This is a genomic window from Corynebacterium pseudogenitalium (assembly GCF_024453815.1).
Taxonomy (GTDB): domain Bacteria; phylum Actinomycetota; class Actinomycetes; order Mycobacteriales; family Mycobacteriaceae; genus Corynebacterium; species Corynebacterium pseudogenitalium.
This window is the reverse complement of record NZ_CP072934.1, coordinates 290775-305557: the sequence shown is the minus strand read 5'-3', so window position 1 is coordinate 305557 and position 14783 is coordinate 290775. Positions and strand designations below refer to the sequence as shown.

Genomic DNA, 14783 nt, shown 5'->3' with positions numbered 1-14783 from the left:
GTGCACACCGTCCCACGAGAGAACTAACGCTCGGCCAGCTCGGCCTCGATCCACGCCTTGCGGGCCTGGCGCTGCTCCTTCCAATGTGCAAGCGCCTGGACGGCCTCAATGCGCTGCTTCTTGAACACCAGCATGGACAGCGGGAACGCCACGATGAGGGCCAGCAGGGCCGACATGATCAGCGGGACGGGCGCCCCAACCGCGACGGCTAGCAGCTGGATCACCACGGTGAGGACGATGAAGAGGAGGAGCCGGTACAACCCGTAGATGGCGGCGGCTTTGTTTGCGCGACGCTTCGCGCTCGGGTCAACTTCGGGTGCTTCACTCATGGGGGCCATGGGGACTTAGCCTAACGCAAAGGTGGACCAGTATGTTAGAGGGCATGGGAAGGCTTCTACTCATCGCTCTGATCATTCTGGCTGTGTACTTGATGTGGCGCGCGTTCGGCCCGGGGTCGAATGCACGGTATGGAGGGTACGGGGTGCAGCAGCAGGAACAGCCACCGGTTATTAAGGGGCCGGATGATGATGAGGAGTTCCTGTGGGAGATCGAGAAGAATAGGTTTAAAGAACGCCGGGCCCGCGAGGAGGCGGAGCGCCGGCGTCGTGAAGAGGAGGAGCGTCGGAGGAAGCGCGGCGAAGACTAGCTGCGCGTTGCTTCCTCGGCGAGGACCTCGGGCAGCTTCTCTGCCCAGGCCAGGGAGTCGCGGACGCCCTGCTCGATGGTGAGTTCTGGGGACCAGCCGAGTACCTCGCGCGCCTTGTCGATGCGCGGTGCGCAACCGGCGACGTCGCCCTCGCGTGGTGGTGCGGTGGTGACCTCCATGTCGGAGCCGCTGGCGGACTTGAACGCCTCCGCGAGCTCGAAGACGGTGGTGCCGGTGCCGGTGCCTAGGTTGATGACCTCGTATGGGGCGAGGTCGGCCTTGAGGGCGGCGACGTGGGCGCGGGCCAGGTCCCAAACGTGGACGTAGTCGCGCAGGCCGGAGCCGTCGCGGGTTGGCCAGTCGACGCCGGTGACCGTGAACGCCTCACCCCTCTGGTGGGCGGTGATCATCTTGCCCAGCGCGTGGGACGGCAGCGGGTTCTGCAGGCCGGTGCGCAGCTGTGGGTCGGCGCCGATCGGGTTGAAGTAGCGCAGGGCCACAGCCTGGATCTGGCCGGCGGCAGCGGCGTCAGCCATGACGCGCTCCAGCATCCACTTCGACGCGGCGTACGGGCTGGTTGGCGCCACAACGGAGGACTCGTTGACGGTGAAGTCCTCGTCCGCCTGGTACATTGCGGCGGTCGAGCTGAGCATGACGCGCTTGACGCCGCGGTCGCGAAGGACCTGCAGCATCTTGGTTGCGCGGCCGACGTTGACGTCGTAGTACTCGAGCGGCTGCGCGACGGACTCCGGCACGATGATCTTGGCCGCGCAGTGGATGACGGCTTCGATGTCGGGGTGGTCGTCGAAAATTTTGTTGAGCAGCTCGGTGTCGGCGATGTCGCCCTCGTAGTGGTCGAAGCGCTCTGCGAAGACGCGCAGGCCAGTGGAGTAGTCATCCAAGATGACCGGGGTGATGCCTGCGTCGGAGCAGCACGATGCAATTGTGGAGCCGATGTAGCCGGCCCCTCCTGTAATCAGTGTTTTCATTAGTTCAATCCTGCGTACGAGTGAAGTCCAGCAATGACAGTATTTACATAGGTCATGTTAAAGATGGTCATGGCCAAGGCAAAAACGTTGATCCACGCGGCCTTCGAGTTCTTCCAGCCGGCGGTGGCGCGCGCGTGGAGGTAGGCGGCGTACAGAATCCACGTGATCATGGACACGGTTTCCTTCGCGTCCCAGCCCCACGGGCGACCCCAGGCGACCTCAGCCCAGATCGCGCCAAACACAATGCCGATTCCGAACAGCGGCAGCGTAATAATCGCCGTCTTGTAGGTGATCTGGTCGAGCGTCTTCGCGCTCGGCAGTGGCTTCGCAATCGCGCCGAAAAACCCATGCTCCTCGCCGCGCGGCTGCCACATGCGCAGCAAGTACAGCAGCGCAAAGATGCCCGACACAATACCTATCGACGCCCCCACCGACACCGACGAAACGTGCACCGGCAGCCAGTAGGACTGCAGCGCCGGCACCACCGGCGCCACGTGCATGTGGAACACCGTGGAGTTCAAGAACATCGCGATCGCCATCGGGGCGAGCAGCCACGGCCAGATGGTGTGCCAGTTCTTGCGCTGCACCACGATCGCGGCTGCGACCATCACGACGGCCGTCATGGCCAGGATGTACTCGTACAGGTTGCCGAGCGGGAAGCGCTTCGCCGCCAGCCCGCGCGTAATGAAGGACGCCACGTGCAACACGATGCCGAACCAGATCAGCGCCTGCGTCATGTTCGCCCACTTGCGAGCGCCGGCGACGCGGCGGTCGTACTCTGCCTGGTCGAAGGAGTCGGAGGGGGCGTCGATAAGCTCGGAGCCGCCCCCGGCCCCCACGGCGACTTTTTGATCCATGCGGGCGCGCTCGCGGCGCATGTCGAGCACGCCGAACATGCGCCCGTAGTAGATACAGGACATGATCAGCGCAGCCAGGTACAGGATGAACGCGGTGCGGAACGTGAGGTCTGAAAGGTCCGCCATCGTGGAATCGACAAGCATGGGGAACAATCTACCGCGTCATCGCAGGTTAGCCAAGGTCATCAACCTCGAAGGAGGGGTTCTCCTCCTCCGAAACGCCCAGGATTTCCTCCACGATTTCGTCGAACTCGGCGCCCCACCCGGCGCGGTCCGTGCGCGCCAGGCCGGCGAGCTCCACGTGAGTGCCGGTGGCCGTCGGGGTCAGGCGGATCCACAGGCGGCGGCGCTTGATGGTCAGCGAGCCGGCCAGCGCGGCCAGCATGAGCACCGAGGTGGCCAGCATCCAGCCCTGGGTCGGGTCGTGGGAGATTTGGTAGTTGGCGTACTCGGCTGCGCCATCGAAGCGCACGCGGATGCCGCCCTCAAGGGTGGTTTCCTCCCCCGGCACCAGGTTGACGCGCTCCACCTTCTGCAGGCGCCCCTCGGCGATCAGGTTCTGGTCCAGCACGAAGATGTTCTGCGGGCGGCCGGTGTCCAGGCCGACGTCGCCGACGTAGATGTCTACTGCCATCGCCGGGTCCTGCATCGCAGGGAAGCCGGACTGCAGCATGTCGCCGTTCACGCCGGTCCACTGGGCGGTGGGCGCGAAGTTGCCCTCGATGGCGATCTGGTGCTCGCGGCGCTCGGTGAGGTCCGGGTACATGCCGGCCGGCGGGTCGAAGCGCATCACGCCGGCGGACAGGAAGTTCTGCACGTCCGTGGGCCTAAACTGCACCATCTGGGTGCGCGACTCCCCGTTCGGCCAGGTGATGGTCACCTGGGGGGCAAAGCCGTGCCCCTGCAGGTAGACGCGGTTGCCGTCCACGCGCAGCGGGTGGTTGACCTGCAGCGTGAAGTCCTGCCACTGCTCGCGCGGGGCGGCCACGTCCGGGGTGTAGGCCACGTCCGACCAGAACCCGTTCGCCTGTCCAGTGTTGAGGTACTCGGCGCGGAAGTTCTTCGACTCGATGCAGAACGGGTGCAGGCCAGTGCCGTCGAAAAGCGGGCCGGCGCGGAAGACGTCGAAGTTCGCAGGCGACGTATTACAGAACTGGCGCGGCTGCTCCACAGGCACCGCGTACTGCGACTCGGACTCGGTCACCATGATGACCTGGCCCTCGTAGAAGACCATGCGGCCCGCCGCGAACGCCACAATCATGCCCACCAGCCCGATGTGGAACAGCAGGTTCATCAGCTCGCGGGAGTAGCCGCGCTCCGCCGAGATGGAGAACACCCCGGCGCGGTCCTCCTCCGGCTGGTAGGAAGCCACGTGCCACTTGCGCAGCACTGCGCGCGCCTTCGCCTCCAGCTCTTCCTTCGGCGTATCGACGTCCCCTTCCGCATGCAGCGGCATCCTGGACAGGTACTTCGGTGCCCGGGTCGGCGTGGCCCGGTACGCGCGCCAGTGGTCAATCGAGCGCGGGATGATGCACCCGACCAGCGACACCATCAGCAGCGTGACGATGGCGACGAACCAGGTGGAATCGAAGACGTCGAAAAGCTGCAGCTTGTCGTAGATGGGCCCCATGGTTGGGTTGGCGCGCAGGTAGTCGTCTACCAGCGTCGCGGAGACCGTGCGCTGTGGCAACAGCGCGCCCGGTATGGAGGCGAGCGAAAGTAAGAACAGGAGCAGCAGCGCGGTGCGCATACTGGTCAGCCAGTGCCACGACCTGCGTAGCCACGTCCATGCAGTGCTCATTTAAATCACCGTTGCTCCATATCCGAAGACGAGCTGGCGCGTCCAGCCGATAAACACGTTCCAGGCCCCGGTCAGCAGCAGCAGGCCGACGATGACCATCGCTACCCCGCCGATCACCTGGATGGTGCGCGAGTGCTTTCGCAGCACCTCGATGCTACGCACCGCTTTCGCCGAGCCAAGCGCCACCAGCAAGAACGGCAGCCCCAGCCCGAGGCAGTACGCGATGACCAGCAGCACGCCGCGCGCCGCGGTCATGCCCGCCGTCCCCACAGAAACGGACACGATGGCGGCGAGCGTCGGTCCCAAACACGGGGTCCACCCGAGCGCGAACACCCCGCCGAGCAGCGGCGCGCCCAGCAGCGTGGTCCACTTCTTCGGTCGCAGCCGCGTGTCGTTTTGCAGCGCGGGCACCCAACCGGCGAACACCAGGCCCATCACAATCGTGACCACCCCACCCGCGCGCATGAGGGTCTCCGCGTTGAGCGCCACCGCGCTCACCGCGCCGAAGACGGTCACGGTGGCCAGCAGGAACACCACGGTGAACCCGAGGATGAACAGGCCCGCCGCGCCGGCGACGGCCCAGCGGCGCCGCGTCACAGATACCCCGTGCTCATCCACGTTGAGCTCCCCGCCCACGATGCCCGTCAGGTACGACATGTAGCCCGGCACCAGCGGCACCACGCACGGCGAGGCGAAGGACGCCAACCCGGCCAGCGCAGCCGCCAGCATTCCCAGCAGCAGCGGGCCTTGGGAAACCAGCTCCGATAACGCCTCCCCCACTTAGGCCTCCGCCTCCTGGTGCAGCGTATTCGCCAGGTCGATGATCTCCTGGGCGGTGACCTCCCGCAGGAACACCGCCGCCGGGCGGTGCTGGGTGTCCAGCACGATCGTCGTTGGGATCACGGAGCTGGGCACGCCGCCCAAGAACGCGGCGGTCTTAAACGGCGGGTCGTAAATGGATGGGTAGGTCACCCCGTTGTCCTTCATGAAGTCGCGCGCGATGTCCGCGTTGTGGTCCCGCACGTTAATACCGAGGACGGTGCCGAAGCCCTCGATGGACTCCTGCACCTCCTGGAGGTCGTCGACCTCCGCGCGGCACGGCGCGCACCACTGCCCCCACGCGTTGAGCACCACGACCTCACCGTCGAAGTCGCTGAGCGAGATCTCACTGCCCGGCTCCATCAGGGACTCGCCGGAAAAGTCCGGCAACGGCTTACGCTCCTCCTGCGGGTAGAACAGTTCCACCTGCCCACCCGGCGAGTGGAACGCGAAGGACCCGCCGTTGTCACTGGCGCTCGAGCACCCGCTCAGCAGCACGGCTGCGGCAACGAATGGGACAAGGCTGCGGCGCACGGTCATGGGGTCCTTCCAGGTTAGATCGCGGATGCGGGGGTTGAGTATGACCAGTCAACAACAACGTCATCATCGAACACAAGTGACGTCACGCTGGCCAGCTCGCAGCGACGGCTCGCGTGCGCGAAGGGCTTGCCCTGCACGTAGCGCTGCACCGTCACGATCGGCAGCTGGTGGCTCACCAACACGGCCTCGTGGCCCTCGGCGCGCTGGCGGGCGTCCTCAATCGCGACGTCCATGCGGGCGAAGATGTCCTCGTAGGACTCGCCCCAGCTCGGCTCCCAGGGCTTGAGCATGTGGCGCCACCGGATCGGGTTCCACAGCTGGGAGCGCCACCCCTTGGTGCGCAGCCCCTCAAAGGTGTTGCCGGCTTCCAGGATCTCCTCCCGGGTATCGATCTCCAGACCGGTGACCTCCGCAATCGGCTGCGCGGTCTCCTGCGCGCGCAGCAGCGGGCTGGCCGCCAGGTAGGTGACGTCGCGGCCTTCGAAAAACTTCGAGGTCGCAGCGGCCATCGAGTAGCCGCGGGAGCTCAAGTGGTAGCCCGGCAGGCGCCCGTAGAGGATCTTCTTCGGGTTGAACACTTCACCGTGGCGCACCAGGTGGACAACAGTTCGCGTCATTTACTGGCCCTCCGGGGTCGCGGCGGCCGCGGCCTTCGCAGCCGGGACAAGCGCGGCCTCGATGGTGGCGAAGTCGTCGTCGGTCAGCGCTGTGGAGACGAACCAGGTCTCGAACGGGCTCGGGGACGCGTGCACTCCGTGGTCCAGCAGCGCGTGGAAGAACGGCGCGTAGCGGAACGTGTCCGCCGCCTTCATGTCGTCGAAGTTGTGGCCCTCGCCCTCCGCGAAGCGCACCGACAGCATCGTCGACGCGCGCTGGATGTGGTGCGCCACGCCCTCACGCGTCAGCGCCGAGCTGACCAGATCTTCCAGCCTGTCCGCGTTGCGGTGCAGCACCGGGTAAATATCCTCGCTGGCCAGGCGCAACGACGCCATGCCCGCAGCCATCGCCACCGGGTTTCCGGACAGGGTTCCTGCCTGGTACACCGGCCCGTTCGGCGCAAGCTTCTCCATTACTTCTCGACGCCCACCAAAGGCCGCCGCCGGCAACCCACCAGAGATGACCTTGCCGAAGGTCGTCAGGTCACCCGCAACACCGTCGACCCCGTACCAGCCGGAGTAGGAGGTGCGGAAGCCCGTCATCACCTCATCCAGGATGAGCAGGGCACCATTGGCGTGGCAGACCTCCTTCAGCTTCGCGTTGAAGTTGTCCTGCGGCGCCACCGTACCCATATTGCCGGCGGCCGCCTCCGCGATCACGGCGGCAATCTGGCCCTCGTTTTCCGCGAACGCCCGCTTCACTGCCTCAATGTCGTTGTACGGCACCACGATCGTGTCCGCCGCCTGCGCACCGGTCACCCCCGGGGAATCCGGCAGGGAGAACGTCGCAATCCCCGAACCCGCCGACGCCAACAACGCATCCACATGGCCGTGGTAGCAGCCATCAAACTTAATAATCTTCGGGCGCTGCGTGTACCCGCGCGCCAGGCGCACCGCCGACATCGTCGCCTCAGTACCCGAGTTGACCATGCGCACCTCCTCCACGGACGTACGCTTCGTGATCATCTCCGCGATCTCCACCTCAGCCTCAGTCGGCGTACCGAAGCTCAACCCGTTCACCAACGCCTTCTCGACGGCCTCCAGGATCGCCGGGTGCGCATTCCCGTGGATCATCGGACCCCACGAATCCACCAGGTCGACGTAGGAGTTGCCGTCGACATCTACAAGCGTGCTGCCGAACGCCTTCTCAATAAATCGCGTCTGCCCACCCACCGAGCCAAACGCGCGCACCGGCGAGTTCACCCCGCCCGGCGTGACCCGCTGAGCGCGCGCAAACAACTCAGCAGAACGAGCAGTGTTTTCTGAAGTCAGATTCGTCTTCGTCATAGTTGCCTATCCTAGGTCATATGAGAATTGGATTTTTAGGCCTCGGCCGTATGGGTACCGAATTAGCACTCAAGCTTGTCAGTGACCACGACCTCACGGTCTGGAACCGCACCGCGGCAAAAACCGCCCCGCTCGTGGAGCGCGGCGCCACCGCCGCCAACACCCCCGCAGACGCCGTGAAAGGCGCCGACCTCGTGATCACCTCCCTCTTCGGCCCCGACACCGTCCGCGAAGTCGTCATCGAACCCGGCCTCATCCCCGACGGCGTCACCTGGGCCGACGCCACCACCATCTCCCCCGCCGACGCCGACTCCTTCGCCGCCGCCGTCCCCACCTTCGTCCACACCCCCGTAGTCGGCTCGCTCATCCCGGCGCGCGCCGGCAAGCTCGGCGTCTACGTCGGCGGCGCCTCCGAACAGCGCCGCAAGGAAGTCGCCGAGGTCGTCGCGCCGTGGGCCGCCGCAAACCCGGAACGCCTCAAGGTCGTCGACACCGCCGCCCAGGCCGCGACGGGCAAGCTCATCGCTAACCTCGCCCTCGCGGTGACCATGCAGGGTTTCAAGGAAGCACTGCACATCGGCAACGCCCAAGGACTTGACGACGCCACCATCGTCGACATGCTCGCCTCCACCGGCCTCGAGTTCATCGTGAACATGAAGTCCCCCTTCCTACTCGGCGAGCGCGACACCAACCCCGGCGACTTCTCCACCGACGCCATCGAGAAGGACGCGCGTTTGATGCTCGCCACCGCCGAGGCCGCCGGCAAGGAGCTGCCCGCCGTGGCAGCCGCGGTTGCCTCCCTGCAGGAGCAGCAGAAGAAGGGCCACGGGGACGAGGACTTCTCCTCAGTGGTGGTGTACCGCTAATTTTCTGGGGAGCGAGTGCCAAATCACGCAACTAGGAAAAGATAGCCCATTTCTGACCTGCAACTATGAATGTACATATCAAATCCAAGTGCGTCTTTTGTCACTCGGCGCCAGTTCTGCGCACCTTTATCCTGTCTGGACAATCGGCGACCTGGGGAAACGCCACACCGCCATCCCAAAAAGAGGGAATGTGGTGCACGCATCCGCTCACGACTTCTTCGCCTGCCTCCGGAACGCGCCGAACATGATCACCACGATCAGCCCGATGGCGATCCAGTTGGCCACCTTCGCGTACTGCTCCAGCACGTACACGACGGGCTCCCCGATCCACCAACCGAGGGCGAAATAGCCCAGTGACCACAGGGTTTTCGAGATGAAGTCCAGCACCATGAACTTCCACAGCGGCATGCCGGTCATGCCCATCAGGACGAAGACGACGAAGGCGATGGGCAGCGGGATCGGTACGTAGGCGAGGAAGATGCCCAGCCAGCCGAGTTTGAGGGCCCACGTTTCCACGCGCGCGATGTTGCGGGCGCTGCGTTTGGAGTTCTGCGCCTGCACGTCCAGGATGCCGCGCCCCCACAGTTTGCCGGCCCACCAGTAGATCCAGTCGAACTTGATGGCCATCAGCGTGCCGATGAGCAGGTAGCCCAGCCAGTGCTGCACCTCGCCAACGGCGGCGAGCGCGCCTGTCGACGCCGCACCAATCCGAGAACCCGTAATCGCCAGCATGATGGGCGGGTGCAGGCCGAGTAGCCAGGCACGAAGCGGGATCATGGCGAGGCCGAAGAGGCCTACGAAGCCGAACCAGCCAAGGCACCAGTAGTCAGCCTTGGTTGGTTTGCTGTTCCAGGGCATGCCTGGTTGTTCCCACCATTCTGGTTCGGGTGTGGTCTGCTCCTCGCTTTGCATAAGCAGAGAGTGTACCTACCTAGAACATATTGAGAACTCCTGGGTTGGTGGCTACCACGATTCCGACGATCGCCAGCAGCCCGAGCACTACGCCGGCGATGATGCCACCGGTGGAGGAGCCGTCCTTCTCCGGGGCGGCCAGCGTGGCGCACTCCGCCTGCACAGGCTTGTATTCGGCTTCGGCGCGTTCGGTGGCTGCGCGGGCCTCGGCTGCGGCTGCCTTGGCGGTCGCAGCGGCAGCAGCCGCATCCTCCTGCGCCTGCTTCGCCGCGGTCAGCGCTTCCTCGGCTGCGGTCTGTCGGGCCGGTTGCGCCTCCTTGGCGGCGGAAAGCTCCTGCTCACGCTTTGCCACGAGCTCCTCCGCGGCCCGCAGCGCGCGTGCGGCTTCCAGGGTCCGCTCCGCCTTGTCGACGTCCCCTTCGCGCTCCTCGAGCGTTTGACGCTTGGTGGCGTCGCCAAACTCGATGGCGTGCTTGAGGCCGTCGTAGTAGGTATTGAAGCGCTCGGTGTACTCGTCGACGGTGAACAGTGGAGTGCCCTGCTTCATCCAGTGGGTGGCGAAGGTCTGCGCGTGTGCAATACGCCACGGGTACCCCTGGTACCGGAAGGCTTTGGTGTTCACGGCGAAGCCGGTGGCGCGCATGTCCGGGTTGACGATCGCCATGTAGTGGCCAGCGCCCGCCTCGAATGGCTTCTCGCCCTTCTCAATCGCCTCGAAGTACGCGACGCGCTCCTCGTGGAACCAGCCCTTGAACGGGTTGTCGTAGTTCCAGGACAGGTTGTCCCATCCGTTCTTCGAGTGCCCGCGCGGCAGCTGGTGCGACCAGTTCACGTTTACCTGGGCCTGCGCCATCAGGAAGTCGGAGACGGGCAGGGCGGGCTGGCCGTCGCTTTCGCGGAGTTCATTGGCCTCGGGCAGCCAGCCGATGGCTGTCTTCATGTTGTCCAGGTGGGTGGCGTCGTCGGTCTCACCGATGTGGGTGTCGTCCGCGATGCGGTAGCCCGTCTGCCCCGCCACCGGGTCTTCTTCTTTGAAGCGGAAGTCGGTGTTCAGTTCGGCGACGGCGTCGGTTGCGCCCATGGCTTCGAAGAAGCCGAGGGAGCCGCGGTCGAACTGCTGTTGCGCCTCGGCCTTGCTGGCTTCGAGGGCGGCGGCTGCTTCGGCGGCCCGCGCCTTCGCGTCCTCGAGCGCCTGCTGTGCAGATTCCGCCGTCACGCCGGCGGGCACTGCGGACTGTTTCGCGGTGCGGTCGGTGGTGGCGTCGTCAAGAAGGCGTTGGGCGGCGGCGACCATGCCCTTTGCTGCCTTGAGTTCTTCCTGGGCGGCGGCGACGTCGCGCTGCGCCGCATCGAGCGTCTGCTGCGTGGCGCGCTCGCGGTCCTGCGCATCGCGCTGCTTCGCGGTGGCGTCCTTCACCGCGTCGACAAGTGCCACGCAGCGAGCTTCCGTGAGCTGGGCGGTGTCCTCCGCCATGGCCTGCGGGGCCACCAACATGGCCGCTGAGCAGGTAGTAACGAGCATGAGTCCAAGCTGCTTCTTCATACCGGCAGATTAGCAGGAAACTTTAGTAATTTTCCCAAATAAGCGACAGGGTTGGTCTAAGGTTTTGCCCATGAAAACAGCACTGACCCGCACGCAGCGCCTCGATAGGCTGCCGGTTACACCGAAGCACAAGAAGCTCCTCGTCGGATCGGGGGTGGGGTGGGCGCTCGACGCGATGGACGTCGGGCTGGTTTCCTTCGTCATCGCGGCGCTGGCCGTGCACTGGGACCTGGAGAAAACCACCACGAGCTGGATCGCGTCCGTGGGGTTCATCGGGATGGCGGTCGGCGCCTCCCTCGGCGGGCTGCTCGCGGACAAGCTGGGGCGCCGCCAGGTCTTCGCCCTCACGCTCCTGATCTACGGCGTGGCCACGGGCGCTTCAGCGCTCGCCGGGTCGGTCGCTGTCCTGCTCGTCTTCCGTTTCCTCACCGGACTGGGCCTCGGCGCGGAGCTGCCCGTCGCGTCCACGCTGGTCAGCGAGTTCGCGCCGCTGAAGGTGCGCGGGCGGATGGTGGTCTGGCTCGAGGCGTTTTGGGCGGCGGGCTGGATCCTGGCGGCGGTCATCGGCACGTTCGTCGTCGCCGAGGGCGAAAACGGCTGGCGCTGGGGGCTTGCGCTCGGCGCCGTGCCTGCGCTCTACGCACTGTACGTGCGCATGCAGCTGCCGGAATCGGTCCGCTTCCTGGAGTCGCGCGGCCGCGACGAGGAAGCAGAGGCAGTGGTCCGCAGCTTCGAGGAGCAAGTCCCGCCCGAACTACTTACCGACGCACCCATCGCCACCACCACCGATCCCGATGCAAGTTCTAGCCATCACATTTGGGGCCCCGAACTGCGCGCCCGCACCGCCGCGTTCTGGACCGTTTGGTTCTGCGTTTCCCTCGCCTACTACGGCGCGTTCACCTGGATCCCTTCCCTGCTTGTGGACCAAGGCTTCAGCCTCGTGCGCTCCTTCAGCTTCACGCTGATCATCACGCTGGCCCAGCTGCCCGGGTACGCCCTGGCAGGCTGGCTCATTGAGGTCTGGGGGCGCCGCACCACCCTCGCCGTCTTCCTGGCTGGGTCGGCGGTGTCGGCGGGGCTCTACGGGTTCGCCACCGCGCCCTGGCAGATCATCGCCGCAGGCTGCCTGCTCTCCCTGTTCAACCTGGGCGCGTGGGGTGCCCTCTACGCCATCGGTCCTGAGCTCTACCCCACCCAGATCCGCGCGACCGGCACGGGTGCCGCGGCGGCCTTCGGCCGCGTCGGCTCGATCCTGGCGCCGCTGATCGTCCCGCCGGTCCTGTCCTTCGGCGGCCACGCCAGCGTGTTCGTAGTCTTCGCGGTGGCGTTCACCGTGGCCGCCGTGGCGGCGTTCGTCCTGCCGGAGCAGAAGGGCAAAGTGCTCGTCTAGAGGAGATCCTGCGCCGCCTGACGCGCGTTGCCGATCACTGCCGGGACCCCAACCCCGGCAACCCAGGCGCCTGTCACACCAACGCCGTCGATACCGGCGAGGGCGTCCTGGACCTTGGCCACGGTGGCCAGGTGGGTGGCGTCGTAACGCGGGAGGCCGCCGAGCCAGCGCTGGACGAAGATCTCCTCGACGCCGGCGGCGCGGCCGTCGAAGCCGGTGATGGTCTGCAGGTCGTCGAGGGCCCAGTCCACGAGGTCGTCCTCGCTGGCAGTCAGGGCGATGTTATCGCCGTAGCGGCCGAAGCTGGCGCGTACAAGGGCGCCGCCGCGCTCGGCGAGGTGCGGCCACTTACGCGACGAAAGCGTGAACGCCTTGGCGTGCACGTCCTTCGCATCGGTGCTGACCAGCACGCCGGAGTTCTCCGGCAGGCCCTCGTCGGTGGCGAAGCGCAGGCCCACCACGGCGGAGTTCGCCAACTCGACGGAGCGAAGCGCTTCGGAGGCCTCGGGGGCGATGTCGCGAAGCAGCAGCGCGGTCGTCGGCGCCGGGGTGGCCAACAGCACGCGGTCGTAGACGGTGTCCTCGCCACCCTTGAGGCGGAACCCCTCGCCCTCGCGGCTGATGGACGGGATGAACGCGTCAACGTAGATGTTTGCGCCGGACTGCTCCGCGAGTGCCTCGTAGAGTTCCTGGTAGCCCTCGCGGAAGGACGCGAAAATGGGTGCCGGTTTCGAAGGCTTCGAGGCATCAGAAGACCCAGCCGCGGCAACGGCCTTCTTCCGGGCCGCCTCCAAGTTGGCGACCGCCGTGGAAAGGTGCACGGGGCCGTCGGCGGCCAGGCGGTCGAACTCGGCGGCGAGCTGCGGCACGGTGGCGCGAACGCCCAGGTCGTCGGCGGTGCAGGAGTACACCCCGCCAAGCAGGGAGGAGACGATGTTGTCCACGACGTCGTCGCCGTAGCGCTCGCGGACCAGGGCGCCGACGCTCATGTCGCCACCGATGGTCCACTCGAAGCCTTCGCGCTGCGCCTCGGTGTCGATGCGCCGCGCGGTCTCCTCACTGACCAGGTGCGCGACCGGCTCGGAGGTGGAAGGGATGCCCATCGTGCCACCAGCCGGCATGGCGCGGGTCTCACCGTCGACGTAGAGCAGGGAGCGCATCCCCGACGGGGAGACCAGCGAGTCCTGCAGACCCAGCTCCTCGACGAGCTGCTTCGCTTCCGGGCGGCGCGCGATGAAGGCTTCGGCCCCCATATCGGTGGGGCCGCCGTCGAACGCAACGGTGTACAGCTTGCCGCCGATGCGGTCGTTGCCCTCGTAGACGTCGACGGTGTGGCCGGAGTTGCGCAGCTCAAACGCTGCGGTCAGCCCGGCAAGCCCTGCACCGACAATGGCGATATTCAATGGGGATCTCCTTCGTTATGCTTCGTGGATCATTGCGACAGCGTCGGTGATGGCGCCTGCATCGGTGGTCGGCAAGACGCCGTGCCCGAGGTTGAAGATGTGGCCGGTGGCGGTGCCTGCGTCGATAGCTCGGGCGGCCTCCGCCTTGATGCGGCGCACTTCCTCCTGCACCACGGCGGGGCCAGCGAAGAGCATCGCCGGGTCGAGGTTGCCCTGCAGCACGCGCGGGGACGCGAAGCGCTTCGCGGCGACGTCGAGCGGCACGCGCCAGTCGACGCCCATCACCTCGGAACCCGCCTCCGACATCGCGCCGAGCAGCTCACCCGTGGCCACACCGAAGTGGATGCGCGGGATCACACCCTCGACCTCCTTCAGGATCTCGGCGGAGTACGGCAGGACGTGCTCGCGGTAGTCGGCCTCGGTGAGGAAGCCTGCCCAGGAGTCGAAGAGCTGCATGGCGTCGATGCCGGCGTCGACCTGCGTGCGCAGGAACGCGCTGATGGTCGGCACGAGGCGGCGCATCAGGGCGTGCCACGTGTCCGGGTCGCCGTGCATCATGGCCTTCGTCTTCTCGTGGTTCTTGCTCGGCCCGCCCTCGATGAGGTAGCTGGCCAGCGTAAACGGCGCGCCGACAAAGCCGATCAGGGCCTGGGTGTCGGTGAGCTCGTCGAGAATCATCTCGATGCCCTTGGCCACTTCCTCAACGTTGTGGTCCAGCACCGGCAAATTATCGACGTCCTCTTTCGTCGTAATCGCCTTCTCCATCACTGGGCCGCGGCCCGGCACGATCTCCACGCCGATACCCGCCGCTTTCAGCGGCACGACGATATCGGAAAAGAGAATCGCCGCATCCATGTCGTGGCGGCGCACCGGCTGCATCGTGATCTCGGCGAGGAGCTCCGGTATGAAGCAGGAGTCCAGCATGGAGATGCCTTCACGGACTTTGCGGTATTCCGGCAGCGAGCGCCCGGCCTGGCGCATGAACCACACCGGGGTGCGTGAGGGCGTGCGGCCGTTGGCGGCCTCAATGAACGGGGCAGAAGAAAGGTCGCGTCTGGTCATAGTCTCCCACCC

General features: G+C 66.0%; 15 protein-coding genes. 3 read left to right on the top strand and 12 right to left on the bottom strand.

What is annotated here, in order from left to right:
* Positions 1 to 23: 23 nt before the first annotated feature.
* The gene (locus KBP54_RS01360; RefSeq protein WP_369822028.1) at positions 24 to 338 is read right to left on the bottom strand and encodes a DUF4229 domain-containing protein; all 315 of its coding nucleotides are present in this window, start codon (positions 336 to 338) and stop codon (positions 24 to 26) included.
* A 44-nt stretch (positions 339 to 382) separates the two neighbouring features.
* Between KBP54_RS01360 and KBP54_RS01355 the strand changes: the two genes are divergently transcribed.
* A complete protein-coding gene (locus tag KBP54_RS01355) occupies positions 383 to 646 on the top strand; it encodes a hypothetical protein (protein ID WP_070477766.1) in 264 nt (87 codons plus the stop codon).
* On the opposite strand, the gene galE is transcribed toward KBP54_RS01355, so the two are convergent.
* The 7 genes from galE to hemL are packed head-to-tail and all read right to left on the bottom strand — an operon-like array spanning position 643 to position 7595.
* On the bottom strand, positions 643 to 1635 hold the full coding sequence (gene galE / locus KBP54_RS01350; protein ID WP_070477405.1) for a UDP-glucose 4-epimerase GalE: 993 nt from the start codon (positions 1633 to 1635) through the stop codon (positions 643 to 645). The genes KBP54_RS01355 and galE overlap by 4 nt on opposite strands.
* Positions 1635 to 2636 (bottom strand): c-type cytochrome biogenesis protein CcsB, encoded by a 1002-nt coding sequence (gene ccsB / locus KBP54_RS01345; RefSeq protein ID WP_070477403.1) that lies wholly within the window; start codon positions 2634 to 2636, stop codon positions 1635 to 1637. The genes galE and ccsB overlap by 1 nt, the downstream gene beginning before the upstream one ends.
* A 28-nt stretch (positions 2637 to 2664) precedes the next feature.
* A complete protein-coding gene (locus KBP54_RS01340; RefSeq protein WP_256006075.1) occupies positions 2665 to 4293 on the bottom strand; it encodes a cytochrome c biogenesis protein ResB in 1629 nt (542 codons plus the stop codon).
* Positions 4294 to 5022 carry a cytochrome c biogenesis CcdA family protein gene (locus KBP54_RS01335; protein WP_177224256.1) on the bottom strand — a complete coding sequence of 243 codons (729 nt, stop codon included), beginning with the start codon at positions 5020 to 5022 and terminating at the stop codon, positions 4294 to 4296.
* A gap of 51 nt (positions 5023 to 5073) precedes the next feature.
* Positions 5074 to 5652: a TlpA family protein disulfide reductase gene (locus KBP54_RS01330; RefSeq protein ID WP_071572853.1), complete on the bottom strand. Its 579-nt coding sequence runs from the start codon at positions 5650 to 5652 to the stop codon at positions 5074 to 5076.
* 14 nt (positions 5653 to 5666) lie between these two features.
* Positions 5667 to 6269 carry a histidine phosphatase family protein gene (locus tag KBP54_RS01325; protein ID WP_070363187.1) on the bottom strand — a complete coding sequence of 201 codons (603 nt, stop codon included), beginning with the start codon at positions 6267 to 6269 and terminating at the stop codon, positions 5667 to 5669.
* Positions 6270 to 7595: a glutamate-1-semialdehyde 2,1-aminomutase gene (hemL, locus tag KBP54_RS01320; protein WP_071572854.1), complete on the bottom strand. Its 1326-nt coding sequence runs from the start codon at positions 7593 to 7595 to the stop codon at positions 6270 to 6272. It abuts the gene before it with no gap.
* A gap of 20 nt (positions 7596 to 7615) precedes the next feature.
* Between hemL and KBP54_RS01315 the strand changes: the two genes are divergently transcribed.
* Positions 7616 to 8461, top strand: coding sequence for an NAD(P)-dependent oxidoreductase (locus tag KBP54_RS01315; protein WP_071572855.1), 846 nt, complete (start codon positions 7616 to 7618; stop codon positions 8459 to 8461).
* 207 nt (positions 8462 to 8668) lie between these two features.
* Here KBP54_RS01315 and KBP54_RS01310 read toward each other — a convergent pair whose 3' ends face one another.
* Together KBP54_RS01310 and KBP54_RS01305 are read right to left on the bottom strand one after the other, a co-directional pair.
* Positions 8669 to 9373: a DedA family protein gene (locus KBP54_RS01310; RefSeq protein ID WP_071572856.1), complete on the bottom strand. Its 705-nt coding sequence runs from the start codon at positions 9371 to 9373 to the stop codon at positions 8669 to 8671.
* 19 nt (positions 9374 to 9392) lie between these two features.
* Positions 9393 to 10916: a CAP domain-containing protein gene (locus KBP54_RS01305; RefSeq protein ID WP_256006072.1), complete on the bottom strand. Its 1524-nt coding sequence runs from the start codon at positions 10914 to 10916 to the stop codon at positions 9393 to 9395.
* 70 nt (positions 10917 to 10986) lie between these two features.
* On the opposite strand from KBP54_RS01305, the gene KBP54_RS01300 reads away from it, so the two are divergent.
* Positions 10987 to 12306 (top strand): MFS transporter, encoded by a 1320-nt coding sequence (locus tag KBP54_RS01300; RefSeq protein WP_256006608.1) that lies wholly within the window; start codon positions 10987 to 10989, stop codon positions 12304 to 12306.
* Here KBP54_RS01300 and KBP54_RS01295 read toward each other — a convergent pair.
* Both KBP54_RS01295 and hemE read right to left on the bottom strand, forming a co-directional pair.
* Positions 12303 to 13709: a protoporphyrinogen oxidase gene (locus tag KBP54_RS01295; RefSeq protein WP_256006071.1), complete on the bottom strand. Its 1407-nt coding sequence runs from the start codon at positions 13707 to 13709 to the stop codon at positions 12303 to 12305. The genes KBP54_RS01300 and KBP54_RS01295 overlap by 4 nt on opposite strands.
* 15 nt (positions 13710 to 13724) lie before the next feature.
* Complete coding sequence (hemE, locus tag KBP54_RS01290; protein WP_071573902.1) at positions 13725 to 14771, bottom strand: uroporphyrinogen decarboxylase; 1047 nt, start codon at positions 14769 to 14771, stop codon at positions 13725 to 13727.
* Positions 14772 to 14783 lie beyond the last annotated feature (12 nt).

Bases quoted from the DNA above. Each gene is read 5' to 3' on its own strand.
- KBP54_RS01360 (WP_369822028.1), bottom strand. From the start codon at position 338: ATGGCCCCCATGAGTGAAGCACCCGAAGTTGACCCGAGCGCGAAGCGT.
- KBP54_RS01355 (WP_070477766.1), top strand. From the start codon at position 383: ATGGGAAGGCTTCTACTCATCGCTCTGATCATTCTGGCTGTGTACTTG.
- galE (WP_070477405.1), bottom strand. From the start codon at position 1,635: ATGAAAACACTGATTACAGGAGGGGCCGGCTACATCGGCTCCACAATT.
- ccsB (WP_070477403.1), bottom strand. From the start codon at position 2,636: ATGCTTGTCGATTCCACGATGGCGGACCTTTCAGACCTCACGTTCCGC.
- KBP54_RS01340 (WP_256006075.1), bottom strand. From the start codon at position 4,293: ATGAGCACTGCATGGACGTGGCTACGCAGGTCGTGGCACTGGCTGACC.
- KBP54_RS01335 (WP_177224256.1), bottom strand. From the start codon at position 5,022: ATGCTGGCGGCTGCGCTGGCCGGGTTGGCGTCCTTCGCCTCGCCGTGC.
- KBP54_RS01330 (WP_071572853.1), bottom strand. From the start codon at position 5,652: ATGACCGTGCGCCGCAGCCTTGTCCCATTCGTTGCCGCAGCCGTGCTG.
- KBP54_RS01325 (WP_070363187.1), bottom strand. From the start codon at position 6,269: ATGACGCGAACTGTTGTCCACCTGGTGCGCCACGGTGAAGTGTTCAAC.
- hemL (WP_071572854.1), bottom strand. From the start codon at position 7,595: ATGACGAAGACGAATCTGACTTCAGAAAACACTGCTCGTTCTGCTGAG.
- KBP54_RS01315 (WP_071572855.1), top strand. From the start codon at position 7,616: ATGAGAATTGGATTTTTAGGCCTCGGCCGTATGGGTACCGAATTAGCA.
- KBP54_RS01310 (WP_071572856.1), bottom strand. From the start codon at position 9,373: ATGCAAAGCGAGGAGCAGACCACACCCGAACCAGAATGGTGGGAACAA.
- KBP54_RS01305 (WP_256006072.1), bottom strand. From the start codon at position 10,916: ATGAAGAAGCAGCTTGGACTCATGCTCGTTACTACCTGCTCAGCGGCC.
- KBP54_RS01300 (WP_256006608.1), top strand. From the start codon at position 10,987: ATGAAAACAGCACTGACCCGCACGCAGCGCCTCGATAGGCTGCCGGTT.
- hemE (WP_071573902.1), bottom strand. From the start codon at position 14,771: ATGACCAGACGCGACCTTTCTTCTGCCCCGTTCATTGAGGCCGCCAAC.